At 44.1% G+C, this 24154-nt stretch carries 23 protein-coding genes; 13 read left to right on the forward strand and 10 right to left on the reverse strand.

Going from position 1 to position 24154, the window contains the following annotated elements; genetic code table 11:
• Positions 1-62 precede the first annotated feature (62 nt).
• From rdgB to L3D27_RS00395, 8 genes are all read left to right on the forward strand, one after another.
• Positions 63-674 carry an RdgB/HAM1 family non-canonical purine NTP pyrophosphatase gene (rdgB, locus tag L3D27_RS00360; RefSeq protein WP_432481247.1) on the forward strand — a complete coding sequence of 204 codons (612 nt, stop codon included), beginning with the start codon at positions 63-65 and terminating at the stop codon, positions 672-674.
• Positions 675-952: 278 nt separating this feature from the next.
• On the forward strand, positions 953-2287 hold the full coding sequence (gene tig / locus L3D27_RS00365; protein ID WP_432481248.1) for a trigger factor: 1335 nt from the start codon (positions 953-955) through the stop codon (positions 2285-2287).
• 140 nt (positions 2288-2427) lie between these two features.
• Positions 2428-3075, forward strand: a complete 648-nt coding sequence (gene clpP / locus L3D27_RS00370) for an ATP-dependent Clp endopeptidase proteolytic subunit ClpP (protein ID WP_432481842.1) — start codon at positions 2428-2430, stop codon at positions 3073-3075.
• A gap of 9 nt (positions 3076-3084) precedes the next feature.
• Positions 3085-4341 carry an ATP-dependent protease ATP-binding subunit ClpX gene (gene clpX, locus L3D27_RS00375; protein WP_284673745.1) on the forward strand — a complete coding sequence of 419 codons (1257 nt, stop codon included), beginning with the start codon at positions 3085-3087 and terminating at the stop codon, positions 4339-4341.
• A 132-nt stretch (positions 4342-4473) separates the two neighbouring features.
• Complete coding sequence (locus L3D27_RS00380; protein WP_432481249.1) at positions 4474-5739, forward strand: NRAMP family divalent metal transporter; 1266 nt, start codon at positions 4474-4476, stop codon at positions 5737-5739.
• 161 nt (positions 5740-5900) lie between these two features.
• Positions 5901-8057 carry a fatty acid oxidation complex subunit alpha FadB gene (gene fadB, locus L3D27_RS00385; protein WP_432481250.1) on the forward strand — a complete coding sequence of 719 codons (2157 nt, stop codon included), beginning with the start codon at positions 5901-5903 and terminating at the stop codon, positions 8055-8057.
• A gap of 31 nt (positions 8058-8088) precedes the next feature.
• Positions 8089-9261, forward strand: coding sequence for an acetyl-CoA C-acyltransferase FadA (fadA, locus tag L3D27_RS00390; RefSeq protein ID WP_432481251.1), 1173 nt, complete (start codon positions 8089-8091; stop codon positions 9259-9261).
• Between the two features lie 264 nt (positions 9262-9525).
• Complete coding sequence (locus L3D27_RS00395; RefSeq protein WP_432481252.1) at positions 9526-10038, forward strand: hypothetical protein; 513 nt, start codon at positions 9526-9528, stop codon at positions 10036-10038.
• A 255-nt stretch (positions 10039-10293) separates the two neighbouring features.
• On the opposite strand, the gene panF is transcribed toward L3D27_RS00395, so the two are convergent.
• Positions 10294-11718 carry a sodium/pantothenate symporter gene (panF, locus tag L3D27_RS00400; RefSeq protein ID WP_432481253.1) on the reverse strand — a complete coding sequence of 475 codons (1425 nt, stop codon included), beginning with the start codon at positions 11716-11718 and terminating at the stop codon, positions 10294-10296.
• Positions 11715-11999: a YhdT family protein gene (locus L3D27_RS00405; protein WP_432481254.1), complete on the reverse strand. Its 285-nt coding sequence runs from the start codon at positions 11997-11999 to the stop codon at positions 11715-11717. The genes panF and L3D27_RS00405 overlap by 4 nt, the downstream gene beginning before the upstream one ends.
• A gap of 158 nt (positions 12000-12157) precedes the next feature.
• Between L3D27_RS00405 and L3D27_RS00410 the strand changes: the two genes are divergently transcribed.
• Complete coding sequence (locus L3D27_RS00410; RefSeq protein ID WP_432481255.1) at positions 12158-12877, forward strand: nitroreductase family protein; 720 nt, start codon at positions 12158-12160, stop codon at positions 12875-12877.
• 125 nt (positions 12878-13002) lie between these two features.
• On the opposite strand, the gene ykgO is transcribed toward L3D27_RS00410, so the two are convergent.
• From ykgO to hisIE, 7 genes are all read right to left on the reverse strand, one after another.
• Positions 13003-13143, reverse strand: coding sequence for a type B 50S ribosomal protein L36 (gene ykgO, locus L3D27_RS00415; protein ID WP_284673755.1), 141 nt, complete (start codon positions 13141-13143; stop codon positions 13003-13005).
• A 108-nt stretch (positions 13144-13251) separates the two neighbouring features.
• On the reverse strand, positions 13252-14232 hold the full coding sequence (locus L3D27_RS00420; protein ID WP_284673756.1) for a tRNA dihydrouridine synthase: 981 nt from the start codon (positions 14230-14232) through the stop codon (positions 13252-13254).
• 14 nt (positions 14233-14246) lie between these two features.
• Complete coding sequence (locus tag L3D27_RS00425; RefSeq protein WP_373628525.1) at positions 14247-15734, reverse strand: UvrD-helicase domain-containing protein; 1488 nt, start codon at positions 15732-15734, stop codon at positions 14247-14249.
• Between the two features lie 89 nt (positions 15735-15823).
• On the reverse strand, positions 15824-16567 hold the full coding sequence (tatC, locus tag L3D27_RS00430; RefSeq protein WP_432481843.1) for a twin-arginine translocase subunit TatC: 744 nt from the start codon (positions 16565-16567) through the stop codon (positions 15824-15826).
• 59 nt (positions 16568-16626) lie between these two features.
• On the reverse strand, positions 16627-17145 hold the full coding sequence (gene tatB, locus L3D27_RS00435) for a Sec-independent protein translocase protein TatB (RefSeq protein WP_373628501.1): 519 nt from the start codon (positions 17143-17145) through the stop codon (positions 16627-16629).
• A gap of 17 nt (positions 17146-17162) precedes the next feature.
• Positions 17163-17387, reverse strand: a complete 225-nt coding sequence (tatA, locus tag L3D27_RS00440; protein ID WP_284673759.1) for a Sec-independent protein translocase subunit TatA — start codon at positions 17385-17387, stop codon at positions 17163-17165.
• Positions 17388-17476: 89 nt separating this feature from the next.
• The gene (hisIE, locus tag L3D27_RS00445; protein WP_432481257.1) at positions 17477-18292 is read right to left on the reverse strand and encodes a bifunctional phosphoribosyl-AMP cyclohydrolase/phosphoribosyl-ATP diphosphatase HisIE; all 816 of its coding nucleotides are present in this window, start codon (positions 18290-18292) and stop codon (positions 17477-17479) included.
• A gap of 217 nt (positions 18293-18509) precedes the next feature.
• Here hisIE and rpmI point away from each other — a divergent pair, with 217 nt between their 5' ends.
• Together rpmI and rplT are read left to right on the forward strand one after the other, a co-directional pair.
• A complete protein-coding gene (gene rpmI, locus L3D27_RS00450) occupies positions 18510-18707 on the forward strand; it encodes a 50S ribosomal protein L35 (RefSeq protein ID WP_029102391.1) in 198 nt (65 codons plus the stop codon).
• A 14-nt stretch (positions 18708-18721) separates the two neighbouring features.
• Entirely contained in the window at positions 18722-19078 is a 357-nt protein-coding gene (rplT, locus tag L3D27_RS00455; protein ID WP_432481258.1) for a 50S ribosomal protein L20, read from the forward strand.
• A 179-nt stretch (positions 19079-19257) separates the two neighbouring features.
• On the opposite strand, the gene L3D27_RS00460 is transcribed toward rplT, so the two are convergent.
• Positions 19258-20277, reverse strand: a complete 1020-nt coding sequence (locus L3D27_RS00460) for a porin (RefSeq protein ID WP_284673761.1) — start codon at positions 20275-20277, stop codon at positions 19258-19260.
• Between the two features lie 337 nt (positions 20278-20614).
• Here L3D27_RS00460 and pheS point away from each other — a divergent pair, with 337 nt between their 5' ends.
• Positions 20615-21643: a phenylalanine--tRNA ligase subunit alpha gene (pheS, locus tag L3D27_RS00465; protein WP_432481259.1), complete on the forward strand. Its 1029-nt coding sequence runs from the start codon at positions 20615-20617 to the stop codon at positions 21641-21643.
• Positions 21644-21734: 91 nt separating this feature from the next.
• Positions 21735-24134: a phenylalanine--tRNA ligase subunit beta gene (gene pheT / locus L3D27_RS00470; protein ID WP_432481260.1), complete on the forward strand. Its 2400-nt coding sequence runs from the start codon at positions 21735-21737 to the stop codon at positions 24132-24134.
• The last annotated feature ends 20 nt before the right edge of the window (positions 24135-24154 follow it).

A 24154-nucleotide genomic window follows, 5' to 3' on the forward strand; every position in this document is an offset into this window, starting at 1 on the left:
CAGGTGAGACAGCCCAAAAATTAACAAGTTAACTATTTTTTTAGGTTTTGTGGAGTGAAGTCATGTTGGATAGTCAAAAAATCGTCTTAGCCAGTAATAATAAAGGCAAACTGGCTGAGTTTCAGGTGTTGTTTGATGAGACAAATTTGGGGCTGACCATCGTCCCACAAGGCGAGCTTGGCATTGATGACGCCATCGAAGATGGTCTGTCGTTCGTGGAGAATGCGTTGATTAAAGCACGCCATGCAAGCAGTAAGAGCGGACTGCCTGCCATCGCTGATGACAGTGGACTGTGTGTGCCTATTTTGGGGAATTTTCCAGGGATTTATTCGGCACGATTTGCAGGCGAGCATGGCAATGACTTGGCGAATAATAACAAGCTACTTTGTGAGCTAGCACCTTTTTTTGAAAAGGGCGAGACGGTGGAGGCTTTTTTTGTTTGTGTGCTTGCCCTTGTTCGCCATCAAGATGATCCATTGCCAATCATCGCACAAGGTCTGTGGCGTGGGCAGATTTTGCCACAGCCACAAGGCGAGCATGGTTTTGGCTATGACCCGCTTTTTTGGCTACCAGAATTACAAAAAACTTCAGCACAGTTAGACAAAGCCAAGAAAAATAAAATCAGTCATCGAGGTCAAGCATTGCAATCACTGATATCAATGCTAAAAAGTTAAGCTAAAGCCAAACTGCTCGACCGATTGGTTATCAAGGGTTTGATGGGTGGTGGTTTGATGTCCACAAGCCACCTGCTACCACAGATACAGCATGATGTTTATCGCTCTTGGTGTGATGCAATCTTGATAAACTGGGGGCCTGTCTTTTGCTTGTTATTTTTATGGAAAAAAGCTATAATGGCTATCTTTTAAGAATTTTATGGCATCTGTTGCCTGTTTGGATTTGTATTTTTTTGTTTTAAGCTATTGATTTTTAATAATTTTTTAAGGTAATTACCATGAGCAATTTAGACATCACAGTCAATGTACTGTCGGACAAAGAGACTCAACTGACTGTAAAAGTCCCTGTCGCTACCATTCAAAGCCGTGTTGAAAGCCGTATCCGTTCTGTGGCAAAGACTGCCAAGATTGACGGTTTCCGCAAGGGCAAAGTGCCAGTTAGCCACATTCGTGCCCAGTATGGTGCAGGCATTCAACAAGAAGTCATCAACGATGTGATTCGTGATACGGTATTTGAAGCCATGAGTGAGCAAAAAGTGCGTGCTGTTGGCGTACCAAATATTGATGATGTGAAACTTGAAGATGACTTTTTGGTTTATCAAGCCACTGTTGAGACTTTCCCAGCGGTAGAAGTTCAAGGCATTAGCGAGATTAAAGTAGAACGCCAAACTGCCACCGTATCTGATGAAGATGTAGATACGATGATTGAAAACCTACAAAAGCAACGCCAAACTTACGAGACCAAAGACGGTGCGCTAGAAGATGGCGATGAAGCGACTTTTGATTTTGAAGGTACGATTGACGGCGAGAAGTTTGAAGGTGGTGCAGCTGAAGATTATCGCTTGGTCATCGGTTCAGGTCGCATGATTCCTGGTTTTGAAGATGGCATGAAAGGCATGAAAGCTGGCGAAGAAAAAACCATCAAGGTAACTTTCCCTGCAGACTACCAAGCTGAAAACCTACAAGGCAAAGAAGCAGATTTTAAAATCAGCGTTAAAGAAGTTAAAACACCAAAACTACCAGAGCTAAACGAAGAGTTCTTTGAGCTGTTTGGTGTTAAAGAAGGTGGTCTTGATAAGCTAAAAGCCGATGTTCGCAAGAACATGGAGCGTGAAATCAAGAATGCAGCTCGTAACCAAGTCAAGCAAGCTGCTTTTGACGCATTGCTTGAAAAGAATGAATTTGATGTGCCAAAAGCAATGCTAGAGCAAGAGATTAACCGTCAGCGTGAACAAATGCTACAACGCTTCGCTCAGCAGTTCGGTACTAATCCAAACAGCTTTGGTGCAGATATGCTACCAAATGAGTTGTTTGAAGACCAAGCACTTCGTGCGGTGCGTTTGGGCGTATTGGCTAGCCAAATCATTGAAAAACAAGGTCTTGAAGTTGACCAAGAGCGAGTTACTGCATTCATTGCAGAAGCAGCAGAGAACTATGAAGATCCGTCTGAGGTCATCGAATACTACACCAACGACAAGCAGCAGCGTGCCGGTATCGAGGCTGTGGTACTAGAAGATCAAGTGGTTGACTATCTGCTTTCACAAGCAAAAGTAACCGATAAAGAAGTGAAATACCAAGATTTATTGGCAGCTGCACAGCAAGCACAGCTATAATCTCTTTGGGCTTACAATAAATCCATAAAAATACCCCAAACAGTGTTTGGGGTATTTTTTAATTAGTGGTAGAATAGCAGAAATTTTTCGTTTTTAATTTAGTGAATGATTAGTAAATAATGGGAAAATCAATGAACCACATGAAACATAATCCGTATTATGATCAACTGATGGATACTTACCACGCACCACGCTCCGCCCTTGTACCCATGGTGATTGAGCAGTCAGGGCGTGGCGAGCGTTCGTTTGACATTTTCTCTCGCCTACTGCGTGAGCGAGTGATTTTCTTGACAGGTCAAGTAGAAGACCACATGGCGAATTTGATTGTCGCTCAGCTTTTGTTCCTAGAAGCAGAGAATCCTGAAAAAGACATTCATCTATATATCAACTCCCCTGGTGGTGTCGTAACAGCAGGCATGGCGATGTTTGATACCATGAATTTTATCAAGCCTGATGTATCGACCATCTGCATGGGGCAGGCGTGTAGCATGGGGTCGTTTTTATTGGCGGCAGGGGCGAAGGGTAAACGCTATGCCTTAGCGAACAGCCGTGTCATGATTCATCAGCCATCAGGTGGAGCACAAGGTCAAGCAACCGACATTGAGATTAGTGCGCGTGAAATCCTAAAAATCCGTGAACGCCTAAATCGCATACTTGCCGAGCGTACAGGTCAACCACTTGAAAAGGTTGAGCGAGATGTAGAGCGAGATTATTGGCTAGATGCGTACGAAGCACAAGAATACGGCTTGGTTGATAGCGTCCTTGATAGACGCCCAGCACAGCTGTAAGGGGGCGTCATGACTGATACACTAAATACTTGCTCATTTTGCGGTAAGAAAAAAACCGAAGTCAAAAAACTAATTGCAGGCGATGGTGCTAGCATTTGTAATGAATGCGTAGCACAATGTGGGGATATGCTTGCAGGTGCCGGCATTGACGCTGAGCCGTTGAATGACTCATCAGCCAAAGATGCCGATGCGTGGGAAAATGCCAAGCTACCAACCCCAAAAGAGCTACGAGCTCATCTGGATGAATATGTCATCGGTCAAGACACGGCAAAAAAAGCCTTATCGGTAGCGGTCTATAACCACTACAAGCGACTAAAATCCGCCAAAAAAGATGAAGCGACAAGCAAAGAGAAAGTTGAGCTTGCCAAAAGTAACATTCTGCTAATCGGACCGACAGGGTCAGGCAAGACGCTACTGGCTCAGACTTTAGCACGCCTACTAGATGTGCCATTTGCCATGGCAGATGCCACAACCTTGACCGAGGCAGGCTATGTGGGCGAAGATGTGGAAAACATCGTCCAAAAGCTACTACAAGCCGCCGATTATGATATCGAGCGTACCCAAAAAGGCATTATTTATATTGATGAGATTGATAAAATCACCAAAAAAAGTGAAAATGTCTCCATCACTCGAGATGTTTCAGGTGAGGGTGTGCAACAAGCACTCTTAAAAATCATCGAAGGCACAGTAGCGAATATTCCGCCACAAGGTGGACGCAAGCACCCACGCCAAGAGATGATTCAGGTGGATACAAGCAATATTCTCATCATCGTTGGTGGGGCGTTTGCAGGGCTTGACCGTATCATTCAACAGCGTACTGAGACGACAGGCATGGGCTTTAATGCCACCGTCAAGGCAAAAAAAGAGGCGAAAATCAGCGAGCTGTTCCGTGAGGTTGAGCCTGAGGATTTGGTGAGATTTGGTATTATTCCAGAGTTCATCGGTCGTCTGCCTGTCATCGCTACGCTAGATGAGCTTGATGAAGAGGCGTTGGTTCAGATTTTGACCGAACCAAAAAATGCCCTAACCAAACAATATCAGTACCTGTTTGAGATGGAAGGGGCGAAGCTGAACTTTGATGAAGAAGCCCTAACCGCCATCGCCAAAAAAGCCATGAAGCGAAAAACAGGGGCGAGGGGTCTTCGTTCTATCATTGAAAATGCCCTGCTTGATACCATGTACGAATTACCAAGCATGGAGGGTGTCAATGAAGTATCGGTTACTCGTGAGGTCATTGACGAGGGTAAAGAGCCTGTGATTTCTTAAGCATAAGCCCTAGTTGGTGATTTTCAACTGGGGCTTATTTATGGTTGTATTTTTTGCAGTGATAAATATTGCCAAGCCTTTTTTATTATTGCAACTGACCTATGCCACCTAGCTTTGTATAGCCAATTTGGGATGAATATTAGCCTGATTGTTAGGAGTAATGCAGTGATTACAATGAATTGGAAAGCCTTTGGGCCTGGTATTTTGATGGCATCGGCTGCCATTGGGGCTTCGCATTTAATTTCATCAACTCAAGCAGGGGCTTTGTACGGTTGGCAACTTGCCATCTTTATCGTGCTTGCCAACTTATTTAAATATCCCTTTTTTCGTTTTGGGGTTGATTATACTTATGAGTCTGGCAAATCTTTGGTAGAGGGCTATGCCCAAAAAAGCCGTGCTTATCTTTATCTATTTTTTGTGATGGCATTCATCTCAGGGATTATCAGTACAGGGGCGGTGGCGATGCTCTGTGCGGTTATTTTGGGGGAGTTGTTGCCAGAGAGTTGGTCGCTGTCTATCCCTATGCTGTCGGTCATTTCGGTATTGGCAAGTTGGTTGTTTTTGGTGGCAGGTCGCTATAAATTGCTAGATGGTGCTACCAAATGGATTGTCATCTTATTGACCATCACCACCATTTTGGCTGTTGCCATCGCCATGGGAAAACCATCAGTGGTTGCCCCTGATTTTGTGCCTGCCAGTCCTTTTAATTTGGCGGCATTGGGGTTTATTGTGGCACTCATGGGTTGGATGCCAGCTCCTATTGAGATTTCTGCCATTACTTCCTTATGGACCATACAAAAACGCCGTGAGAATCCTAAGCTGACCCATGAGCAAGGATTGCTTGATTTTAATGTGGGTTTTTTGGCATCGGCGATACTTGCCATCGTGTTTTTGGCACTTGGGGCGTTGGTGCAGTATGGTTCAGGTCAAGAGATTCAGTTGGTGGGTGGTAAATATGTTGGGCAACTGATTGGTATGTACACCCAAACCATCGGCGAGTGGTCTGGGCTACTTGTGGCGTCCATTGCGTTTTTGTGTATGTTTGGCTCGACCATCACGGTGATTGATGGCTACGCTCGTCTTAATGCTGAGTCGGTACGATTGATTCGCAAGAAGCATCATTTTGGTAAACACACCTTGCGTGCATGGCTGAGCTTTTTTAGTGTGGCAGGCTTGGTGCTGATTTTATATTTTGGGTCGGCATTGACCAGTATGCTAAAATTTGCCATGATTATGGCGTTCGTTTCTGCTCCTGTATTTGCATGGCTAAACTTTGCATTGGCTCGTGAACAAGAGCATCTCCATAGATGGCTAAGGGTGCTGTCTTGGGCAGGGTTGGTGTTTTTGACGGGCTTTGCATTGTTGTTTTTATCACACTTTTTTGGCATATTAAGCTAAATCGCTTAAAAGCCCTGACGCTTAGATGGTGGCAGGGCTTTTTTCATGACTTGTCAGTCAATTTTTTAAAAAATCCTACCGCAAATGACAAAAAGTTTGTTATATTAAAATAACTTTCTAGTAAAACCCATCAGTAAATTCATCAACAAAGGACCATGATAATGACTGAAATTTTTAAAGGCAATAGCCTAACATTGACTTTAGTGAATGGTATCGCCAACTTGTGTTTTGATAATCAATCACAAAGCGTCAATAAATTTGACGCCAAGACCAATGCTGAATTTACCCAAGTGGTTGAACTGCTTGAGGGGCGAGATGACATACAAGGTCTTGTTGTAACATCTGGCAAAAAAGTATTCATTGCAGGGGCGGACATCACCGAGTTCGTTGGTCATTTTCAGCGTTCAGCAGGCGAGATTGAATCATGGCTACTTGATATCAACCGCACCTTTAACCGCTTTGAGGATTTGCCGTTTCCAAAAGTCTGTGCTATCAATGGTGCGGCGTTAGGCGGTGGTTGTGAGATGACTTTGGTGTGCGAGTATCGTGTCATTGGTGCATCAGGTCAGGTGGGTTTTCCTGAGACCAAGTTGGGTATTTTTCCAGGATTTGGCGGTTCGGTACGAGCCCCCCGTATCATTGGGGTGGATAATGCCCTAGAGCTGATTGCCAAAGGCAATGCCCTAAAGCCTGCTGATGCCATCAAAGCGGGCTTGGTTGATGCGGTGGTGTCAGATGAGTATCTTGAACAATCGGCACAAGATTTGGTCAAAAAGTGTATTCAAGGTGAGCTTGATTGGCAGGCAAAACGAGCGGAGAAGCTGGAGCCTGTTAAGCTAAATGCGACCGAACAAATCATGGCGTTTAATTCTGTCAAAGGGGCGATTTTTGCCAAAGCCAACCCTAAGCATTATCCTGCCATTGCTCTTGCCTTAGAAGCGGTAGAAAAGCACGCCAATCTTAACCGTGATGAGGCGATTAAGGTGGAGGCGGCCAATTTTGTCAAAGCTGCCAAGACACCACAAGCACAGGCACTTGTGGGGGTGTTCTTAAATGATCAGCTTGTCAAAAAGCGTGCCAAAGAGCAATCTAAAGATGCCCATGATATCAATGAGATGGCAGTGCTTGGTGCAGGCATTATGGGTGGTGGTATTGCTTATCAAGCGGCGGTTAAAGGGCTACCCATCATCATGAAAGACATCAAGAGTGAACAGCTTGATTTGGGCATGAATGAGGCGAGCAAACTGCTTTCTAAAGAAGTTGAGCGAGGTAAAATCAATGCCACTAAGATGGGTGCGACACTATCAAAAATCCGCCCAACGCTCAATTATGGCGACTTTGCTACCCCTGATATCATCATTGAGGCGGTGGTTGAAAATGAGAAAGTAAAAAAATCAGTGCTTGCCGAGACCGAAAGCCTGATTAAAGATGAGGCGATTTTGGCATCTAATACTTCCACCATCAGCATTACTGAGCTTGCCACTGCACTAAAACGCCCAGAGAATTTTGTGGGTATGCACTTTTTTAATCCTGTGCATCGTATGCCACTTGTTGAGGTGATTCGTGGCGAAAAGACAAGCGATGAAGCGATTGCCACTACTGTTGCTCTTGCCCAAAAAATGGGCAAAACGCCGATTGTGGTTAATGATTGCCCAGGATTTTTGGTGAATCGTGTGTTATTCCCTTATTTTGGGGCGTTTGATTTGCTCATCAAGCACGGTGCAGACTTTGTGAAGATTGATAAAGTCATGGAAAAATTTGGCTGGCCTATGGGTCCTGCCTACCTGCTTGATGTGGTGGGAATTGATACAGGAGTACACGCCAGTGAAGTGATGGCGAACGGTTTTCCTGACCGCATGAAACCAGAGTATCAAACTGCTACGAGCGTGATGTTTGCCAACAATCGTTTGGGTCAAAAAAATGGCTTTGGTTTTTATCGGTATGAGCTTGATAAAAAAGGCAAGCAAAAAAAATCAGTTGATGCGACTGTTTATGAGTTGCTACAACCTGTGCAAGATACAAATGGCGTGTCATTTGATGACCAAGAGATTATTGACCGCTTGATGGTGGCGTTTTGTAATGAGACGGTGCGTTGCCTAGAGGAGGGCATTGTCGCCAGTGCTGGTGAGGCAGACATGGCGATGTTGATGGGGTTGGGATTTCCACCGTTTCGTGGTGGACCGTGCCGTTATATCGACCAAGTTGGTGTAAGCGAGTTTGTCGCTCTTTGTGATCAATATGCACATCTTGGTCGTGCGTATGAAGCCCCAGAGTTGCTTAAGCAAATGGCAAAAGACAAAAAAACATTTTACGCTTAATGATGAATCAAGAAGAATTTAAGGAAAAATTATGACAACTCTATCTCCAAAAGATGTGGTGATTGTTGATGGTGTACGCACCGCCATGGGCAAATCCAAAAATGGTATGTTTCGTCATGTACGAGCTGAAACCTTGTCAGCTAAGTTGATGAAGGCATTGATTAAAAGAAATAATCTGGACCCTAATGAGCTTGAAGATGTCATCTGGGGTTGTGTGAACCAAACCTTAGAACAAGGTTGGAATATCGCCCGCCATGCAAGTCTATTGGCAGGCATTCCTAAGCATGTATCAGCCCAGACTGTGAACCGTCTGTGTGGCTCGTCCATGCAAGCATTGCATACTGCCGCCGCTCAAATCATGACCAATCAAGGCGAGGTGTTCATCATCGGTGGGGTTGAGCATATGGGTCATGTGGCGATGATGCATGGTGTGGACTTAAACCCAAGCAGTTCAAAGCAAATCGCCAAAGCGTCAAACATGATGGGTCTGACCGCAGAGCTGTTGGGTCGCATGAATGGTATTAGCCGAGAAGAGCAAGACAAATTTGCTCTAAATTCGCACCTAAAAGCCGCCAAAGCCACCGTTGAAGGACGATTTGACCGTGAGATTGTGGGCGTGGAAGGGCATGATGAAGCAGGTAATTTGCAGTTATGTACAAAAGATGAGGTCATTCGTTTTGATGCCAGTTTAGAAAGTTTACAAAAACTACGGCCTGTCTTTGACCCTGCCAATGGCACAGTAACGGCAGGTTCGGCATCGGCACTCTCAGATGGTGCGTCTGCCATGTTGGTGATGTCCGCCCAAAAGGCCAAAGCATTGGGATTAACCCCAAGAGCTCGCCTTCGTGGCATGGCAGTGGCAGGCTGTGATGCTGCCATCATGGGCTATGGTCCTGTACCTGCCACCCAAAAAGCATTAAAGCGTGCAGGCGTGAATATCTCTGACATTCAGACGATTGAGCTGAATGAAGCCTTTGCCGCTCAGGGCCTATCGGTATTAAAAGGTTTGGATCTTTACGACCGCCAAGACATTGTCAATCATCATGGCGGTGCAATCGCTCTAGGGCATCCGCTTGGTTGTTCAGGTGCACGAATCACCACCACTTTATTAAATGTGATGGAGCAGCAAGATACCGAGTTGGGGCTTGCAACGATGTGTATCGGTCTGGGTCAAGGTATCGCCACCATCATTGAGCGAGTATGATGATTTTGGCTTTCTTAAAATCCAAGCAGTCGCTTGGATTTTTTTATGAGCTTAAGTTTGGTGTTGCTGTCTATGAAGAGATGGTTTGTAAAAAATTATCAATCTATCATCTTAGGCTTAATGATTGGTGTATGCAAAAAAAGGAGTAATGGTGAAAAAAATCATACATGATTGTTTTATTTAGGATACAATTTGACGGACTTTCAAGTGCAATTCATGGTATGATAATACCAATTTTTTATGATACTTTTTTTGAGGGGAGAAATGATGAAATTACGCAATGCCATGTTTAACACCATGTTCGCTGTTGCCTTGACAACAATGGGTATCTCTGCCCATGCCATGTTGCCTACGCCAAAAAACGCACAGCAGGCATCTGATATCCTACAGATTGACCAAAGAGTGAATGCGTTCTTGGTTCATCAAGATGCAACAGGAAAAGAAGTCTTGCAACCATTGACCGCAAGTGATAATGTAGCTCGTGGCGAGATTGTGGAATATCAAGGGCTATTCACCAACCAAGACACCAACCGTGTGCGTAGCATGATAGCGACACTAAACATTCCTGAGGGGGTGGAGCTTGTTGGTGCGGTTGAGCCTGCCATTGTGAAGGCAAGCACTGATGGTCAGCGTTTTGTTCATATGCCGATTCGTGCTAACATCAACGGACAGGTTCGAGAGTTACCACTGAGCTACTACAAGGCATTACGCTGGACGGTTGAGGATTTGGGTATTGGTGCGACAGCGGTCGTCAAATATCGTGTGCGTGTCAAATAACGCACGATTTGAACTGGCAATCTAAAATCTTGCCAATAGAGTCTTAAAGTTGGCGTTGTGATTAACCAAATCAAGATTGCAACGCCACTTGTATTTTTAGGTTAACAATTAACAGTAGTTTTAAGTTGAGCCAATCGTTTTTTGTCATCACTCAATAGTGGCTGATACTTTTTGATGAGTTGATGGACGATGAACCGACCGCCATGTTAGGCTATTGCCTTGATGACCAATCAATAGCCACCCAATTTTTTATCATTATTCTCCTAGTTTATTGCCCACCAAAAATGCCACAAGCCCAATAATGAGTGTAGGCACTACAGCGTGCAAATCCCAAAAGCTGATTTTAAAATAAGCAAAGATAATGTAGCAGGTCAGTCCTGATAGCATGGAGGCAATAGCTCCTATGGCATTGGCTTTTTTGTAATACAACCCAAAGATCAACACCCACAAGAAAGTCGCTTCAAGCCCACCAAAGGATAAAAGATTTAGCCAAATGAGCATATCGGGCGGATTGAACATGGCGACAGCTGCCAAAATCACGGTAAAGATGAGCGTCAGAAGAGTGGAATAGCGTTTGATTTTCGCTTCATGTTGAACCTCTTCAGGTCTGATAGATAAGTATAAATCCTTGATGAGTGTGCTTGATGACTGAATCAGCATGGAGTCAATTGATGACATGATTGCTGCCATGGGGGCTGCTAAAAACACCCCTGCCACAAAGGGTGGTAATACCGTCATCATGAGAGTTGGAATGACCTTGTCAGGTACATCAAGCTCTGGTATGACAGCCCGAGCCAACACCCCTGCTAGGTGCATACCTAAGACCAGTACACCCATGACCATCGTGCCAACCAATATCCCACGATGGAGCGAGCGACTGTCCTTATATGCCATTGCACGAATGGCGGTGTGAGGTAGCCCAATCAAACCAAAACACACAAGCACCCAAAACGAGAGCATAAAGGTCGCTGATAGTTTATCATCAACGCCTGTGGGCATAAGCAGGCGTGGGTCAATGCTATGTAAGGTTGTCATGGCACTATCAATACCGCCTGTTGCCATCACTGTACCACCCAGCAGCAGCACCGTACCAATCATCATCACCAGACCTTGCACGGTGTCAGTTAAGACCACCGCTCTAAATCCACCAATAAAGGTATAAAGCCCAATCACGAAGGCGAACACACCAATGGATAGTTCATAAGGTAGTCCTAGTGTGGCTTCCAAGAGACGACCTGCACCAATAAACTGTACCACCATCATGCCAAAGAATGCAAGCAATAAGGATAGGCAAGCCAGCCATACCACAACTTTGTTTTGGTAGCGAGCATAGAGTAGGTCGTTAATCGTGATACTGCTTGTCTTGCGAGCCAAGATGGCAAATTTTTTGCCTAGCGTGCCAAGAGTTAGCCATATCGCTGGGACTTGTATCATAGATAGTAGCACCCAGCCTAGACCATATTTATATGCTGCACCAGGTCCTCCAATGAATGAGCTTGCCGAGATGTAAGTCGCCACTGTCGTCATCGCCAGTACGAAACCACCCATAGAGCGAGAGCCAACATAGTACTCACTCAAAAATTCGCCTGATGAGCGTTTTTGATAAGCGTGCCACGCCACCGCAAAGACAAAAAACAAATACAGACCAAAAGGTATCAGAATATGAATGTTGATGTTCATACATGACCCCCTAAATCATTATCATCATTGAGTTTGTCATGACCTTCCAAATCCATCTCTTTATATACTGTCTTTAAGACAGCAAGGCTAATCAAAACAAATAAGATGGGCAGGACAATACAGCTTAGCTCAAACCATAATGGAAAACCTAAAAATCCTGTGCCATCAGGCATGAAATAGCCAAAAACAACCCACCCAATAAGATATAAAAGGGTGAGATAAACTGACCATTTGGCTTCACGGTTTAGCTGGTGGGTTGGGGAGGGTGTGTGCTGTGGCATGGCAATGATTTGTCTGATAAATCAAGATGTTGGGGTTCATTTGAAAAAAGGTCGTTAGTGTAGCATAAAATGTGATGGCAAATTGTAAAAAATTTGACTAGAATAGATGCAGTCTTAGAGCATCGTATTGATGTAAGCCTTATGATATTGGAGATAAGATGAGTCTGCATGATATTTTGAAATATCGCCGTTCTGTTCGTGATTATTTGCCTGTGGATATTGACGATGCGATGGTTAAGCATTGCCTTGAGCTTGCCACCTTAGCACCCACCAGTTCAAATATGCAGTTGTATGAGTTTTATCACATTACAGATAAAGCCATGCTCGGTCAAATTGCCAAAGCCTGCTTATCACAAGGAGCAGCAGCCACCGCCAATCAATTGGTGGTTTTTGTTATTCGTCCTGATTTGCACCGAGTACGAGCTAAGACGGTGTTTGATTTTGAAAAACAAAATATTCAAAACTACAGCCCTGTCGATAAAGTCGCCTCTAGGATTAAGCGGTTTGATACTTATTATAATCGCTTGATGCCACTGTTGTACAACCAAAGCCGATTTATCCCAAAAGCTCGTGAGGCGCTGGCTCGTACGGTTGGTAAGTTTCGCCCCATTCAGTCGGAAATCTCGTTTGATGATATGCGTATCGTCATGCACAAAAGCTGTGGTCTTGTTGCTCAGACTTTCATGCTGGCGATGAGCGAGAAGGGCTTGGATACTTGTCCGATGGAAGGCTTTGATGGTCGTGTGATTAAGGAGCTACTAAACCTACCAAAAAGTAGCGAGATTAACATGGTGGTTTCTTGTGGTGTGCGGAGCGATAAGGGCGTTTGGGGAGATAGGTTTCGTGTGCCATTTGCTGAAGTTTATCACAAGATTTAGCTGAAGCGTAATCAATACTGCCGTCAAGGCGGTATTTTTTTGTTAATGTTGTAAATATTGGTGTGGTTTTAAGGTTTATAAATACCGCTTGATATAAGCGGTATTTTAACTTACCTACCGGGCTGTTATTTTTTCTTTTTGCCACCTTGCACGGCTTTAAAGCGAGGATTTGATTTGCAAATCACAAAGGTGCGTCCACGACGACGGACGACTTGGCAGTCTTCGTGGCGATTTTTGGCGGATTTTAGTGAAGATAGCACTTGCATGATGTTTCCTTATAAATGTTATAACATAACCTTCAAAAAGCATTATACGCCCATTTTCCTGCTTTGACAAGAGCATATGGGCGGATTTTAATTTTGGGGGACGAGTAGTCAGTCAGATGTATTGCGACTTGTTGTTAGAGCGTCAATGATGGTGTCTTTATTTTTTAGGCGTTTGATGGTGTGCCACAGCGTTTCTGCTTCAAGATAGCCTTTGGTGAGCATGCCAAGCCATTGCTTATAGCGACCAATTAAGCCTGATTGATTGTCTGTGTCGTCATCTAAAAATTCAATTTGAGCGTCAACGAGTGCCTGCCAGCTTAGTTCAATGTTTTGATTATGAATCTGGGCAATCAAATCAGGACGAGTAACCGCACCACGACCAAGCATAAGATGGGGTGTATTAGAGCGAATCATACAGCGGTGAGCATCATCTGCTGTCCAAATCTCACCGTTGGCGATGATGGGTAAGTCTAAAGTGGTAAAAGGTTCAATAAGCTCCCAATAGGCAGGTGGTTTATATCCTTGTGTTTTGGTGCGGGCATGAATGGTTAGCCAGCTGGCACCAGCACTGCGGACGGCGTCGCCAATTTCTTTCATCTTGGAGGTGTCGGTATAGCCTAGCCGAATCTTGGCAGAAACAGGCGTAAAGGAAGGCGTGCTGTGGCGTACAGCATGGATGATGCGATGAATACTCTCTGGCTCATCTAGTAGCACCGCACCGCCTTTGTGGTTATTGACTGTCTTGGCAGGACAACCAAAATTCAGGTCAATGGCGTGTGCCCCAAGTGAGATGGCGGTGGCAGCACTTTGGCTCATGGTGTCAGGGTTGTTGCCCAGTAGCTGTACATGAATGGGTGTGCCACTTGCTGTTTTGCCATCGGTGTGTAACTCTGGCACATATTTGTAGAATACATGAGCAGGCAAAGGATAATGCGTTACCCGAATGAACTCACTGACAGACCAGTCATAGGGTGTGCCAAGTCGTGTGGCGATGTCAGTTAATATCCGCCGCATGAGTGGGTCGGTCAGCCCTTCCATTGGTGCAAGTAGGCGAACAGGGTGGGTGAATAGGTGTGAAAATGTGTTCATGGGGTCGGCTAAAATTATTTATAAATCAATTTTTTATCATCAAGTGCTAAACTTGCCATCAAATCACCAATATGGTGTATGTCTAGGACTTCTTTGGCACGAGTGCAAGCGACATACAGTAAGCGTAATTCTTCAGGAGAGATTTTGATGGTGTGGCGATTGATGTCGTACAAAAAATCATCGCTAATTTGTACACGAGACCATTCCAGCCCCTTTGCTTTGTGGGCGGTGGAAACCACATAATCTGCGTGGCTTTGGGTGGTTAGACTTTTAATGGCACTGGAGATTGTCTGTGTGCCATGCTCTTCGATGAGCTTTACCCAAGTTTTTAAATCAGACCCTTCGCCTGTCTCGCTAAATTCTTGCACTTCTCCCCAATGCTTAAAAAAAGCAAGCTCAGGCACGCCATAGGCAGATTTACCTGTTTTTAGGCTCTCGGCGGCATGACAAAACCGTAAAATTCGCTCACTATCAGCTTGTAGGGCGACTTTATGCCCTGCTTTTAGCCCTGTTAGTAAATGGCTGATAGCAGTGGCGTTGGTACGACACAAAATCGCATCTTTTTTCCCCTGAGCAAGCAGTTTGGCAATACGGCTTGAGATGGCAGGGTTGCCTTTTAGGGGGGTTTCTTCTTGTAGGGCGGTTAAAAATATATTGGCAACTTTGGCAATCTCATCACCAAAGCGAAACGATTGCGTTAGTAGGGTCTGTGGATAAGGTAGGCGTTTCATGGCATTTAATGCCCCACGCCATTCATAAATTTGTTGATGGGCATCGCCTACATAAATGGTTTGTTTGTCTTGGCGAATGAGTGCACCCATCATCAAGGGGTCTGCGTCTTGTGCTTCATCAAATAAAATAAAGTCAGCAGGAATGATGGGGTTAGATAGTGTCCATAGTTTTAGGTAAATGTCGTGTCCGATGCCTGACTGATGGCGTGGGTCAATAGATTGTAACCATCGCATTTCTAGGGCAGGGTATAGTAGCTCTTGCAAGTGTTCACCATCAGCTTGGCTTAGCCATGATGGTGGAGTGATGTGGCGTGGGGCAGGATAGGCACTCGATGTTTTACAAAAATTGGTCAAGCCTTCACTGACGATATTGGCAAGTTTGGCGGGGGTGAGCGTAACTGATTTGTTAACACCGTCTATCTTTCTTTCCACTTGAATGGCGGATAAATTTAGCTCGCTAGCCAGTCGGCTGGGCGTTAGGCGTGGTAGACTAACCTTGGCGGTTACATCACGATTAACATGGCGATAAGCAAGAGAGTGGAAGGTCTGGCAGCGTACATTTCTTGGGAATTTGCTCTGAGCTTCGTTGGCGATGGACTTGTTGAATGCTAGGTACAGCCCCCGACCATTCATGTGGTCGCTGATGAGTTTTAAGGTGGTGGTTTTACCTGCACCTGCATAGGCAACGATTTTGAATGATTGTCCTGTCATTGCCATCTGTAAGGCAGCAAGCTGCTCATCGGTGGGTGCGTAGGTGGTGGCTGAACTCATGGGCAGATTAACTGATGACAAAACCGCATCATTATAGCATAGTTTTGTAAGGTTGTCGGCTTGACTTATGATGTCAAGATTGACAAAGATTATGGCTTATCGTTTGCTTGAGAAATAGCGTCTTTAGGGGAGGGTTCTTTGACCAAAATCTTTGCCATCAATAGACCAAACTCAAACAGTAGGCACATTGGAATGGCAAGCATGAGCATACTTGCTCCATCAGGTGGTGTAACGATGGCAGCAATAAAAAAACAACCAACGATGATATAGCGTCGTTTATCCGCCAACGCTTTTGGGCTGATGATACGCATTAGCACCAATAGCAAGATTGCCACAGGTATCTCAAACATCACTCCAAATACAGCAAAAAGCTTAATCACAAAATCAAGATAGCTTTGAATGTCTGTCATTGGTAGGACATTATCAGGTGCAAACATCACAAAAAATTTGAGTGCAGGAACAAGCACCACAAAATAAGCAAACGCCACACCCACATAAAATAGTATGATGGCAGATAATAGTAATGGTAAGGCGGCTCGTTTTTCGTGCTTATAAAGAGCAGGTGAAACAAAGCCCCAAATCTGTGCAAGAATAAACGGCACAGTCAAAAATAGCGACACAAAAAAGGTTAGTTTAATTGGTGCTAAAAACCCAGATGCGACATCAGTGGCGATGAGACTGGCTTCTTTGGGCAATAGAGCAACCAGTGGGTTTGAGATAAAATCATATAATTCTCGGCTAAATCCAATCAATGCCAAGAACACCACGATGACCACCAAAAACATACGAATAAAGCGAGTCCGTAGCTCAGCAAAGTGTGCCATGAATGGCATATCGCCTTCATGACTGGGTGTGTGTTGCTTGGAGATGTTGATATCAGGGGTTAAATCGCTCACGCACCCCCCTGATGTAGCAGTTTATCTGCTTGATGATTGGGTAAAAAAGGCGGTGGTGGCAGACGGCGTTTTTTGTCATACTCGCCCAATAAGAACCAGCGGTTCACCATTGGCATATTAAATGCGGTTTCAAGTACTGCTGTTTTTTGGGCGTTGTGATGGTGGATTGGTGATTCATCATCATTTGTGCTTGTTTGCCAGCTTTCTAGAATGTGGTGTTTGTTGGTGTGAGCGGTTTGTTCGGTCTGATCTATGGTGCGTTGGAGCTTGACTACTTGCTGTTTCATTGCCGCTTCTGACTCTTTGATTTTGGCAAGCTCGGCTTTGAGTTCTTCTTGAACTTCTAAAAGCTGCATTTCGCTGACAAACTCACTTTGCAGGCGTGCTGACATACGGCGAAATTTGCCGTACCATTTGCCCAGTGTGCGTGCTGCCAATGGCAGTTTTTCAGGACCAAGCACGATGAGTGCAATGATGCCAAATAAAGTCAGCTCAAAAAAACCAAGATTTGCCACAAATAAATCCTAAGTGATCAGCTGTCGCTTGGCTTGTCGTTTTTGATTTCTTTGATTTCAGCGATTATGGGTTTATTGTCGCTGTCAGAAAGTTTAGGTTTGTCTTCATCTTTAACAGCATCCTTAAAACCTTTAACAGCAGAACCTAAATCTTTGCCTGCATTTTTAAGTTTGCTTGTGCCAAAGATTACCACCACTACCAATAATAAAATGATCCAATGCGTGATTGAAAAACTACCCATAACCCATCCTTAAAAGATTACTTTGTTGTTTTAAAAATAGTCTAACACAAAATTTTAATAAAATGATGAAAATTTAGCTCATTTGGCTGTTATGACTGTACTGTACGGCTATTTTTTTCATCAATGCCCGACAACCCAAAGCGTCTGCCAAGCTCATCTAGTACTGCCTGCCCTGATAAGCCCAAGTGGTGCAAGGCGACCAAACCATGAAACCAAGTGTCCGCCACTTCATAGACAAGCTCGGATGCCGCCTTGTCATCATCAACGCCTTGGGTGCGAACAAGTTGCAGTTCTTTGGCAGAGATGATGGATTCAGTTGCTTCTTCGCCTACTTTTTCTAGGATTTTGTTTAATCCTTTGTGGTATAAACTTGCCACATAAGAGCTGTCTTTGTCAGCAAGTTTTCTTTCTGCTAGGATATCATCTAGTTTTGCGATGATGTTATCTATGCAAAGAGTGGCCGTGGTGTTTTTGTTGTGAACATGGTCGGCTTGGTTGCTTGTTGAGCTGTGAGACCTACCATAAATCTCATCAGGATTTTTGATGACCTGATCCACGGTTATCCATCTGCCTTCAGTGGTATCTAGCTTGTCATAAAAGCATGAGCGACGCCCTGTATGGCATGCGATATCACCAATCTGCGTAATGATTAGCACGATGACATCTTTATCACAATCGGTGCGTATTTCATGAACAATTTGAGTATGACCTGAGCTTTCGCCTTTATGCCATAGCTGATTGCGAGAGCGAGAGTAGTACACTGCTTGCCCTGTTTGTGCGGTAAGTGTCAGTGCTTCACGGTTTTGCCATGCCAACATTAGAATTTGCCCTGTATCACGGTCTTGGGCAATGGCAGGAATCAGCCCATCGGCATTAAATCGTAGAGCGTTAAGATAGTTCATCATTATCTCCTATTTTGCGATATTTTAGCACACTATCTAATGATCTGACTAATCTAAATGAGATAAAACATCTGCTGGTTTGTATTATTTGTCATAGTCAAGTCTTGCAATTTATTTTGTTATCTTTTATAATGTTGCTCCCACCTTCCGTTATTTGTTTTGAACAAATTGACAAAAAGGTTCATCGGTTGGACAACCAACCTTTAACAAAGAGGTTACCATGAAAGTAAAATTAAAAACCAAGCGTGGTGCAGCTAAGCGTTTTAAAAAAACCGCTAATGGTTTTAAGCGTAAGCAAGCCTTCAAACGCCACATCTTGACCAAAAAGTCTCCTAAGCGTATCCGCCAACTTCGTGGTTGCGTGATGGTTCATGTCGCTGATGTTCCATCAATCCGCCGTATGTGCCCATACATTTAATTTAGGAGAATATAATGGCTCGTGTAAAACGTGGTGTACAGGCTAACCGCCGTCATAAAAAAGTTCTGGCTCGTGCAAAAGGTTACTACGGTGCTCGCTCTCGTGTGTATCGTGTTGCTGTACAAGCTGTGATGAAAGCAGGTCAATACGCATACCGTGACCGCCGTAACAAAAAACGCTCTTTCCGCCGTCTGTGGATTGCTCGTATTAATGCAGGTGCTCGTCTAAATGGTTTGTCATACAGCCGTCTTATCAATGGTCTTAAAAAGGCAAGCATTGAGATTGACCGCCGTATTCTAGCAGACATCGCCATGCATGATGCAGCAGCATTCACTGCAATCTGCGCAAAAGCAAAATCTGCTTTGGCATAAGTCTAAGCATATATTTAGTTTCGACTAAATTTAAAAACCGCAATACTCCGTGTTGCGGTTTTTTATTTACCTGCGTTTTGAAAGTGGGTAGTTGCTTATTTGAATGATTGGTCTATAAACAAGCCCACTCAATGAGTGGGCTATTTTCTAACTTTACCTATGGAGATGATGGTAGGGTGTTAGAAGCGATATACTGCACCTAACTCAACACCTTTTTTATCAACTTTGGTTTTATTATATTCTTCTTTAGAAAAACCGACATTAGCAAAACCAAGTAGATTTTTGCTGACATCATAAGAGGCACCCACATTCAGACCAACTACCTCTCCATCACCATAACCTTTATAGTTATCGGTATAAGAGATCTCAGCCCAAGTGGTTACAGAGTCTTTGGGTTTGTAAGCTACACCAGTAAACAATGCAAGCTCGTTATCATTGCTATTGTAGTCGGTGTATTGAGCTGTGCCATGCACCGACCATTGGTCGTTAATTGTATATTCACCAGAACCAAGTAGTGAATTTAGGTCATTGCCTGCACGAGTATAAGCGACATTTAGTGAGGTTTTATCTTTAGTGTATTGAGCACCGACAATGACAAAATCACGATCAACTGATTTTTCCTCTCCATTTTTAAAAGTAATAAAAGAGCGCGAACCTTTTTTACCTTCATCCATACCATAGTGTATGAATGCGGTAGTAGTGTCGCTGTTGAATTTTGGTGTAGTATATAAAAAGCTATTATTTACCCAGTTACCTGCATGGCCAGAAAATGGACCAATGCCTGTCCCCCATAGCCATGCATTGCCTGTAACAAGATCATCGTCTTTTGAGATGGTGCGACCTGCTTGTAGACGGCCATAATCTGCATGGTTTAAGGCAATCCAACCTTGACGAGCAGAAAAGTTGGCACTAGTACTTTCAGCGACATCAACTCGATACTCTAAGCGATATTCTAGGTCAAGTTTATCTTTGAGCTTTTCTGAACCTTTAAAGCCGATACGAGAGTTACCTGTTGTAAACTTGGGTCGAGCCGAGTCTTTGGTGGTAATACCATTTTTGGTGGTTTCGGCACTTTCACTTGCAAAAGACATACGAATTTGACCATAGATGTCGGGGGCAGCAATGGCGACAGTAGAAAGTGTTGCAATGCTGGCTAGGGTGGCGACTTTGAGAGAAGTAGCTAAAACAGAATGTTTCATAGAAGTGTTTCCTTGTGGCTGATAATCCATGCACCATCAGTGACTTTAGTCCAAAAAGTGTAATAGTGCGACAGCAAAAATTTGCAATTCTACAATAAAGTATCAAAAATGCAATCTAAATATACAAATTTAAGACAATTATGTCAACAGGGTTTTGAAAAATTGTAAAATTTTTTTACATAAAATGATTTTTAAGAGTGGTTGTGCCCATTGGTATTTGTTGATTGGCAGAATAATTATTGTAACCAAAGCAAATCGCTTATTGATATTTGAAAATGAATTATTTACAATAAGTTGTTTATTTTTCTATAAAAAATCTGATAAAAGTTGTACATTTATGACCACAATACCCACCTTGAATCAGCCTTTAGCGAATCTTACAGAGCAGGATTTTGCTACATTTGGCGAATCGGCTTGCTCATTAATCCAGCACGCTCAAAGTGAAACAGAGCTGCAAGAACTTAAAGTTGCCTTGCAAGGCAAAAAAAGCGACATCACCATCTTGTCCAAGCAGATGGGTTCTTTAGATGCTGATGGCAAAAAAACCTACGGTGCATATTTGCATGAGTTACGCACCAAGATAACCGTAGCATTTGATGAGCGTGGACAGCTTTTGGCACAAAACGCCCTAAATGCTAAACTTGCCAGTGAGACAGTTGATGTCAGTTTGCCAGCACGAGGTGTGGCGATTGGTGGACTGCATCCCATTACGCAGGTAACCGAGCGTATGAAGCAGTTCTTTACTCAGGCAGGATTTAGCGTGGCGACAGGTCCTGAGGTGGAGAGTGATTATTATAACTTTGAGGCACTTAATATCCCAGATCATCACCCTGCTCGATCGATGCACGATACTTTTTATTTTGATGCCAATTATCTGCTGCGTACACATACTTCAGGTGTGCAGATTCGCACGATGGAGAAATCGGAGCCACCACTTCGCATCATCTGCCCTGGGCGTGTGTATCGCTCCGATAGCGACCAGACGCATTCACCAATGTTTCATCAGATGGAGGGCTTGATGATTTCTAAATCATCTAACTTTGCTGAGTTAAAAGGTGTGATTCATGAGTTTTTAAATGCTTTTTTTGGCAAACAGATGACCGTTCGTTTTCGCCCATCTTTCTTCCCATTTACCGAACCATCTGCTGAAGTGGATATCTTATCAGACAATGGCAAATGGCTAGAGGTTCTGGGCTGTGGTATGGTTCATCCACAGGTGCTGCGTAACTGTGGCATTGACCCTGACGAGTATACAGGATTTGCTTTTGGTCTTGGGATTGAACGCTTTGCCATGCTGTATTATGGTGTGAATGACTTGCGTTTATTTTTCCAAAATGACATCAGATTTTTAAAGCAATTCGCCTAAGAATTGGGCGACTGATGAATGGAAGCGGTCAAAATGAGTGGCAGGCCCAATCTTGATGAATATTGACACAAAATAGAGTTTTGAGAAATTTATGAAAATCAGCGAAAATTGGCTAAGACAATGGGTAAACCCCACCAACACTTCAGCAGAGCTTGGCGAACAACTGACGATGGCAGGGCTTGAACTTGATGATGCCCAGATGGTTGCACCGCCATTTAGTAGTGTGGTGGTTGGGGAGGTTATTACCTGTGAACAGCATCCAGATGCTGATCGTTTGCGTGTTACGACCGTCAATATCGGTCAACCAGAACTGCTACAAATTGTGTGCGGTGCACCGAATGTGCGAGCAGGGTTAAAAGTAGCGGTAGCGACAGTGGGTGCGGTATTGCCACCGGTTGACGGCAAAGAGTTTAAAATTAAAAAAGGCAAACTGCGTGGTGTAGAATCTCAAGGCATGCTATGCGGTGCTTCAGAGATTGGCTTGGTTGATGAAATTGATGGCTTGCTTGAGTTGTCGCCTGATGCACCCATCGGTGTCTGTGTGCGAGAATATTTAAATTTAGATGCCATGATTTTTGACATTGCCATCACACCAAATCGTGGCGACTGTTTTAGTGCATTAGGTATTGCTCGTGAGATTTCGGTGATTAACCGTTTGTCATTAAATCACCCAGTCATCACTCAGGTTGCCCCAAGCATTAGCCAGACTCCCAGCGTTAAGGTGCTCAGTGATGATGCTTGCCCACGCTATTTAGCCCAGTATATTGGTAATATCGACCGCACGGTTAAAAGTCCTGCTTGGTTGATGGAGCATTTGACAGCGTCAGGGGTGCGTACACACAACTTTTTGGTTGATGTTACCAACTATGTGCTATTAGAGCTTGGTCAGCCACTTCACGCCTTTGATGCTGATAAAATCGTAGGCGATATTGTCGTACGACTGGCACAAAAACAAGAACAGGTGGTACTACTCAATGAGCAAAGCATTACTTTGACAGGTGATGAGCTGGTCATTGCCGATGATGAAGGTGTGCTTGCCTTGGCAGGTATCATGGGAGGGCTGCGTTCTGCTGTTAGCGATGAGACGACCAATATCGTGCTTGAGTCGGCACATTTTCATCAGCTTGCCATCGCAGCACGAGCCAGACGCTTTGGGCTACATACCGATGCCAGCCAGCGATTTGAACGAGGCGTGGATTTTGAGTTGCCATTGACGGCAATAAACCGTGCCACAGCATTGATTTGTGATATTGCAGGCGGTGAGGCAGGTCAGATTACCACCGTTGAAAACACACAAAAACTGCCTAAGCGTGAGGCAATTCATCTACCGTTAGCTAAGATTGAACAGCTATTGGGCATTAAGCCATCTGCTGATGAAGTGCTAGATATCTTAAATCGCTTGGGAATTGATAGTACAATCAACGGTGATGGTCTTATCTGTCAGCCACCAAGTCATCGTTTTGACATAAGCATTGCCGAAGATGTGGTTGAAGAGGTGGCTCGTATCTATGGTTATGATAAGATTGAGGCGACTTTACCAAGTTTTGCGGTGGACATGAGTCATGACGATACGGCAGATTTGACTTATGCCATCAAGGCAGTATTGGCGACTTCAGGTTATTTTGAGGCAGTGAGTTTTAGCTTTAGCGATGCCAAGATTGAGGCACTATTCAATGATGATCAGTTGGGATCGGTTCTGCCACTTGCCAACCCGATTTCATCAGAGCTTGCGGTGATGCGTCGTACTTTGCTATCTAGTATGTTGCCTGTGGTATCGTATAATCTAAAACGCCAACAATCTCGTGTGCGTCTGTTTGAAACAGGGTTATCGTTTATTGGTCAAGACATCAAAGATTTGGTACAGACCCCAAGTCTTGCTATCGTTGCTACAGGTCTTGTGGCAGATGAGGGCATTTATGACAAGCGAGAAATGGACTTTTTTGATTTAAAGCATGATATTGAAAGTCTATTGCCAAAGCGTCTAGATAAGAGTGCAGTTGAATACCAACGAGCGGATTTGGCGTTCTTGCATCCTGGTCAAAGTGCTTATCTGGTAGTGAATGGAGAAAAACTAGGTTGGTTTGGTCAGTTGCACCCAAGTATTGCCAAAGCACTTGATTTGCCTAGTGTATGGGTAGCACAATTTGCTTTAGAGAGTTTGATTGACCTGCATCGTGCAAAAAATACCATTCATTCACCAAGTAAATTCCCAAGCGTTCGCCGTGATTTGGCATTTTTGGCGGATACTTCGGTGGTCTGGCAAGATTTGATTGCGGATATTCGTGGGGCGGCAGGGCAATATTTGAGCGATTTGTGGCTGTTTGATGTCTATCAAGGCGAGCATTTACCAGAGGGTAAAAAATCATTGGCGTTTGCGATGTTATTTCAAAATGCCGATGCCACACTTGAAGACGAAGCCATCAAGACCGCAATGGATGATGTCGTCAAGGTTTTAACTGACAAACACGGCGTGCAGCTTCGTGACGGCTGATTAACACATCAACTGAAGGT

The sequence above is a fragment of the Moraxella sp. ZY200743 genome (genome assembly GCF_050885545.1).
Taxonomy (GTDB): Bacteria; Pseudomonadota; Gammaproteobacteria; order Pseudomonadales; family Moraxellaceae; genus Moraxella; species Moraxella haemolytica.

Bases quoted from the DNA above. Each gene is read 5' to 3' on its own strand.
- clpP (WP_432481842.1), top strand. From the start codon at position 2,428: ATGAAACATAATCCGTATTATGATCAACTGATGGATACTTACCACGCA.
- L3D27_RS00405 (WP_432481254.1), bottom strand. From the start codon at position 11,999: ATGCCACAGCACACACCCTCCCCAACCCACCAGCTAAACCGTGAAGCC.
- L3D27_RS00380 (WP_432481249.1), top strand. From the start codon at position 4,474: ATGAATATTAGCCTGATTGTTAGGAGTAATGCAGTGATTACAATGAAT.
- ykgO (WP_284673755.1), bottom strand. From the start codon at position 13,143: ATGCAAGTGCTATCTTCACTAAAATCCGCCAAAAATCGCCACGAAGAC.
- L3D27_RS00395 (WP_432481252.1), top strand. From the start codon at position 9,526: ATGATGAAATTACGCAATGCCATGTTTAACACCATGTTCGCTGTTGCC.
- panF (WP_432481253.1), bottom strand. From the start codon at position 11,718: ATGAACATCAACATTCATATTCTGATACCTTTTGGTCTGTATTTGTTT.
- tig (WP_432481248.1), top strand. From the start codon at position 953: ATGAGCAATTTAGACATCACAGTCAATGTACTGTCGGACAAAGAGACT.
- rpmI (WP_029102391.1), top strand. From the start codon at position 18,510: ATGAAAGTAAAATTAAAAACCAAGCGTGGTGCAGCTAAGCGTTTTAAA.
- L3D27_RS00420 (WP_284673756.1), bottom strand. From the start codon at position 14,232: ATGAACACATTTTCACACCTATTCACCCACCCTGTTCGCCTACTTGCA.
- clpX (WP_284673745.1), top strand. From the start codon at position 3,085: ATGACTGATACACTAAATACTTGCTCATTTTGCGGTAAGAAAAAAACC.
- tatA (WP_284673759.1), bottom strand. From the start codon at position 17,387: ATGGGTAGTTTTTCAATCACGCATTGGATCATTTTATTATTGGTAGTG.
- hisIE (WP_432481257.1), bottom strand. From the start codon at position 18,292: ATGATGAACTATCTTAACGCTCTACGATTTAATGCCGATGGGCTGATT.
- fadA (WP_432481251.1), top strand. From the start codon at position 8,089: ATGACAACTCTATCTCCAAAAGATGTGGTGATTGTTGATGGTGTACGC.
- rdgB (WP_432481247.1), top strand. From the start codon at position 63: ATGTTGGATAGTCAAAAAATCGTCTTAGCCAGTAATAATAAAGGCAAA.
- rplT (WP_432481258.1), top strand. From the start codon at position 18,722: ATGGCTCGTGTAAAACGTGGTGTACAGGCTAACCGCCGTCATAAAAAA.
- fadB (WP_432481250.1), top strand. From the start codon at position 5,901: ATGACTGAAATTTTTAAAGGCAATAGCCTAACATTGACTTTAGTGAAT.
- L3D27_RS00410 (WP_432481255.1), top strand. From the start codon at position 12,158: ATGAGTCTGCATGATATTTTGAAATATCGCCGTTCTGTTCGTGATTAT.
- pheT (WP_432481260.1), top strand. From the start codon at position 21,735: ATGAAAATCAGCGAAAATTGGCTAAGACAATGGGTAAACCCCACCAAC.
- L3D27_RS00425 (WP_373628525.1), bottom strand. From the start codon at position 15,734: ATGAGTTCAGCCACCACCTACGCACCCACCGATGAGCAGCTTGCTGCC.
- L3D27_RS00460 (WP_284673761.1), bottom strand. From the start codon at position 20,277: ATGAAACATTCTGTTTTAGCTACTTCTCTCAAAGTCGCCACCCTAGCC.
- tatC (WP_432481843.1), bottom strand. From the start codon at position 16,567: ATGCCATTCATGGCACACTTTGCTGAGCTACGGACTCGCTTTATTCGT.
- pheS (WP_432481259.1), top strand. From the start codon at position 20,615: ATGACCACAATACCCACCTTGAATCAGCCTTTAGCGAATCTTACAGAG.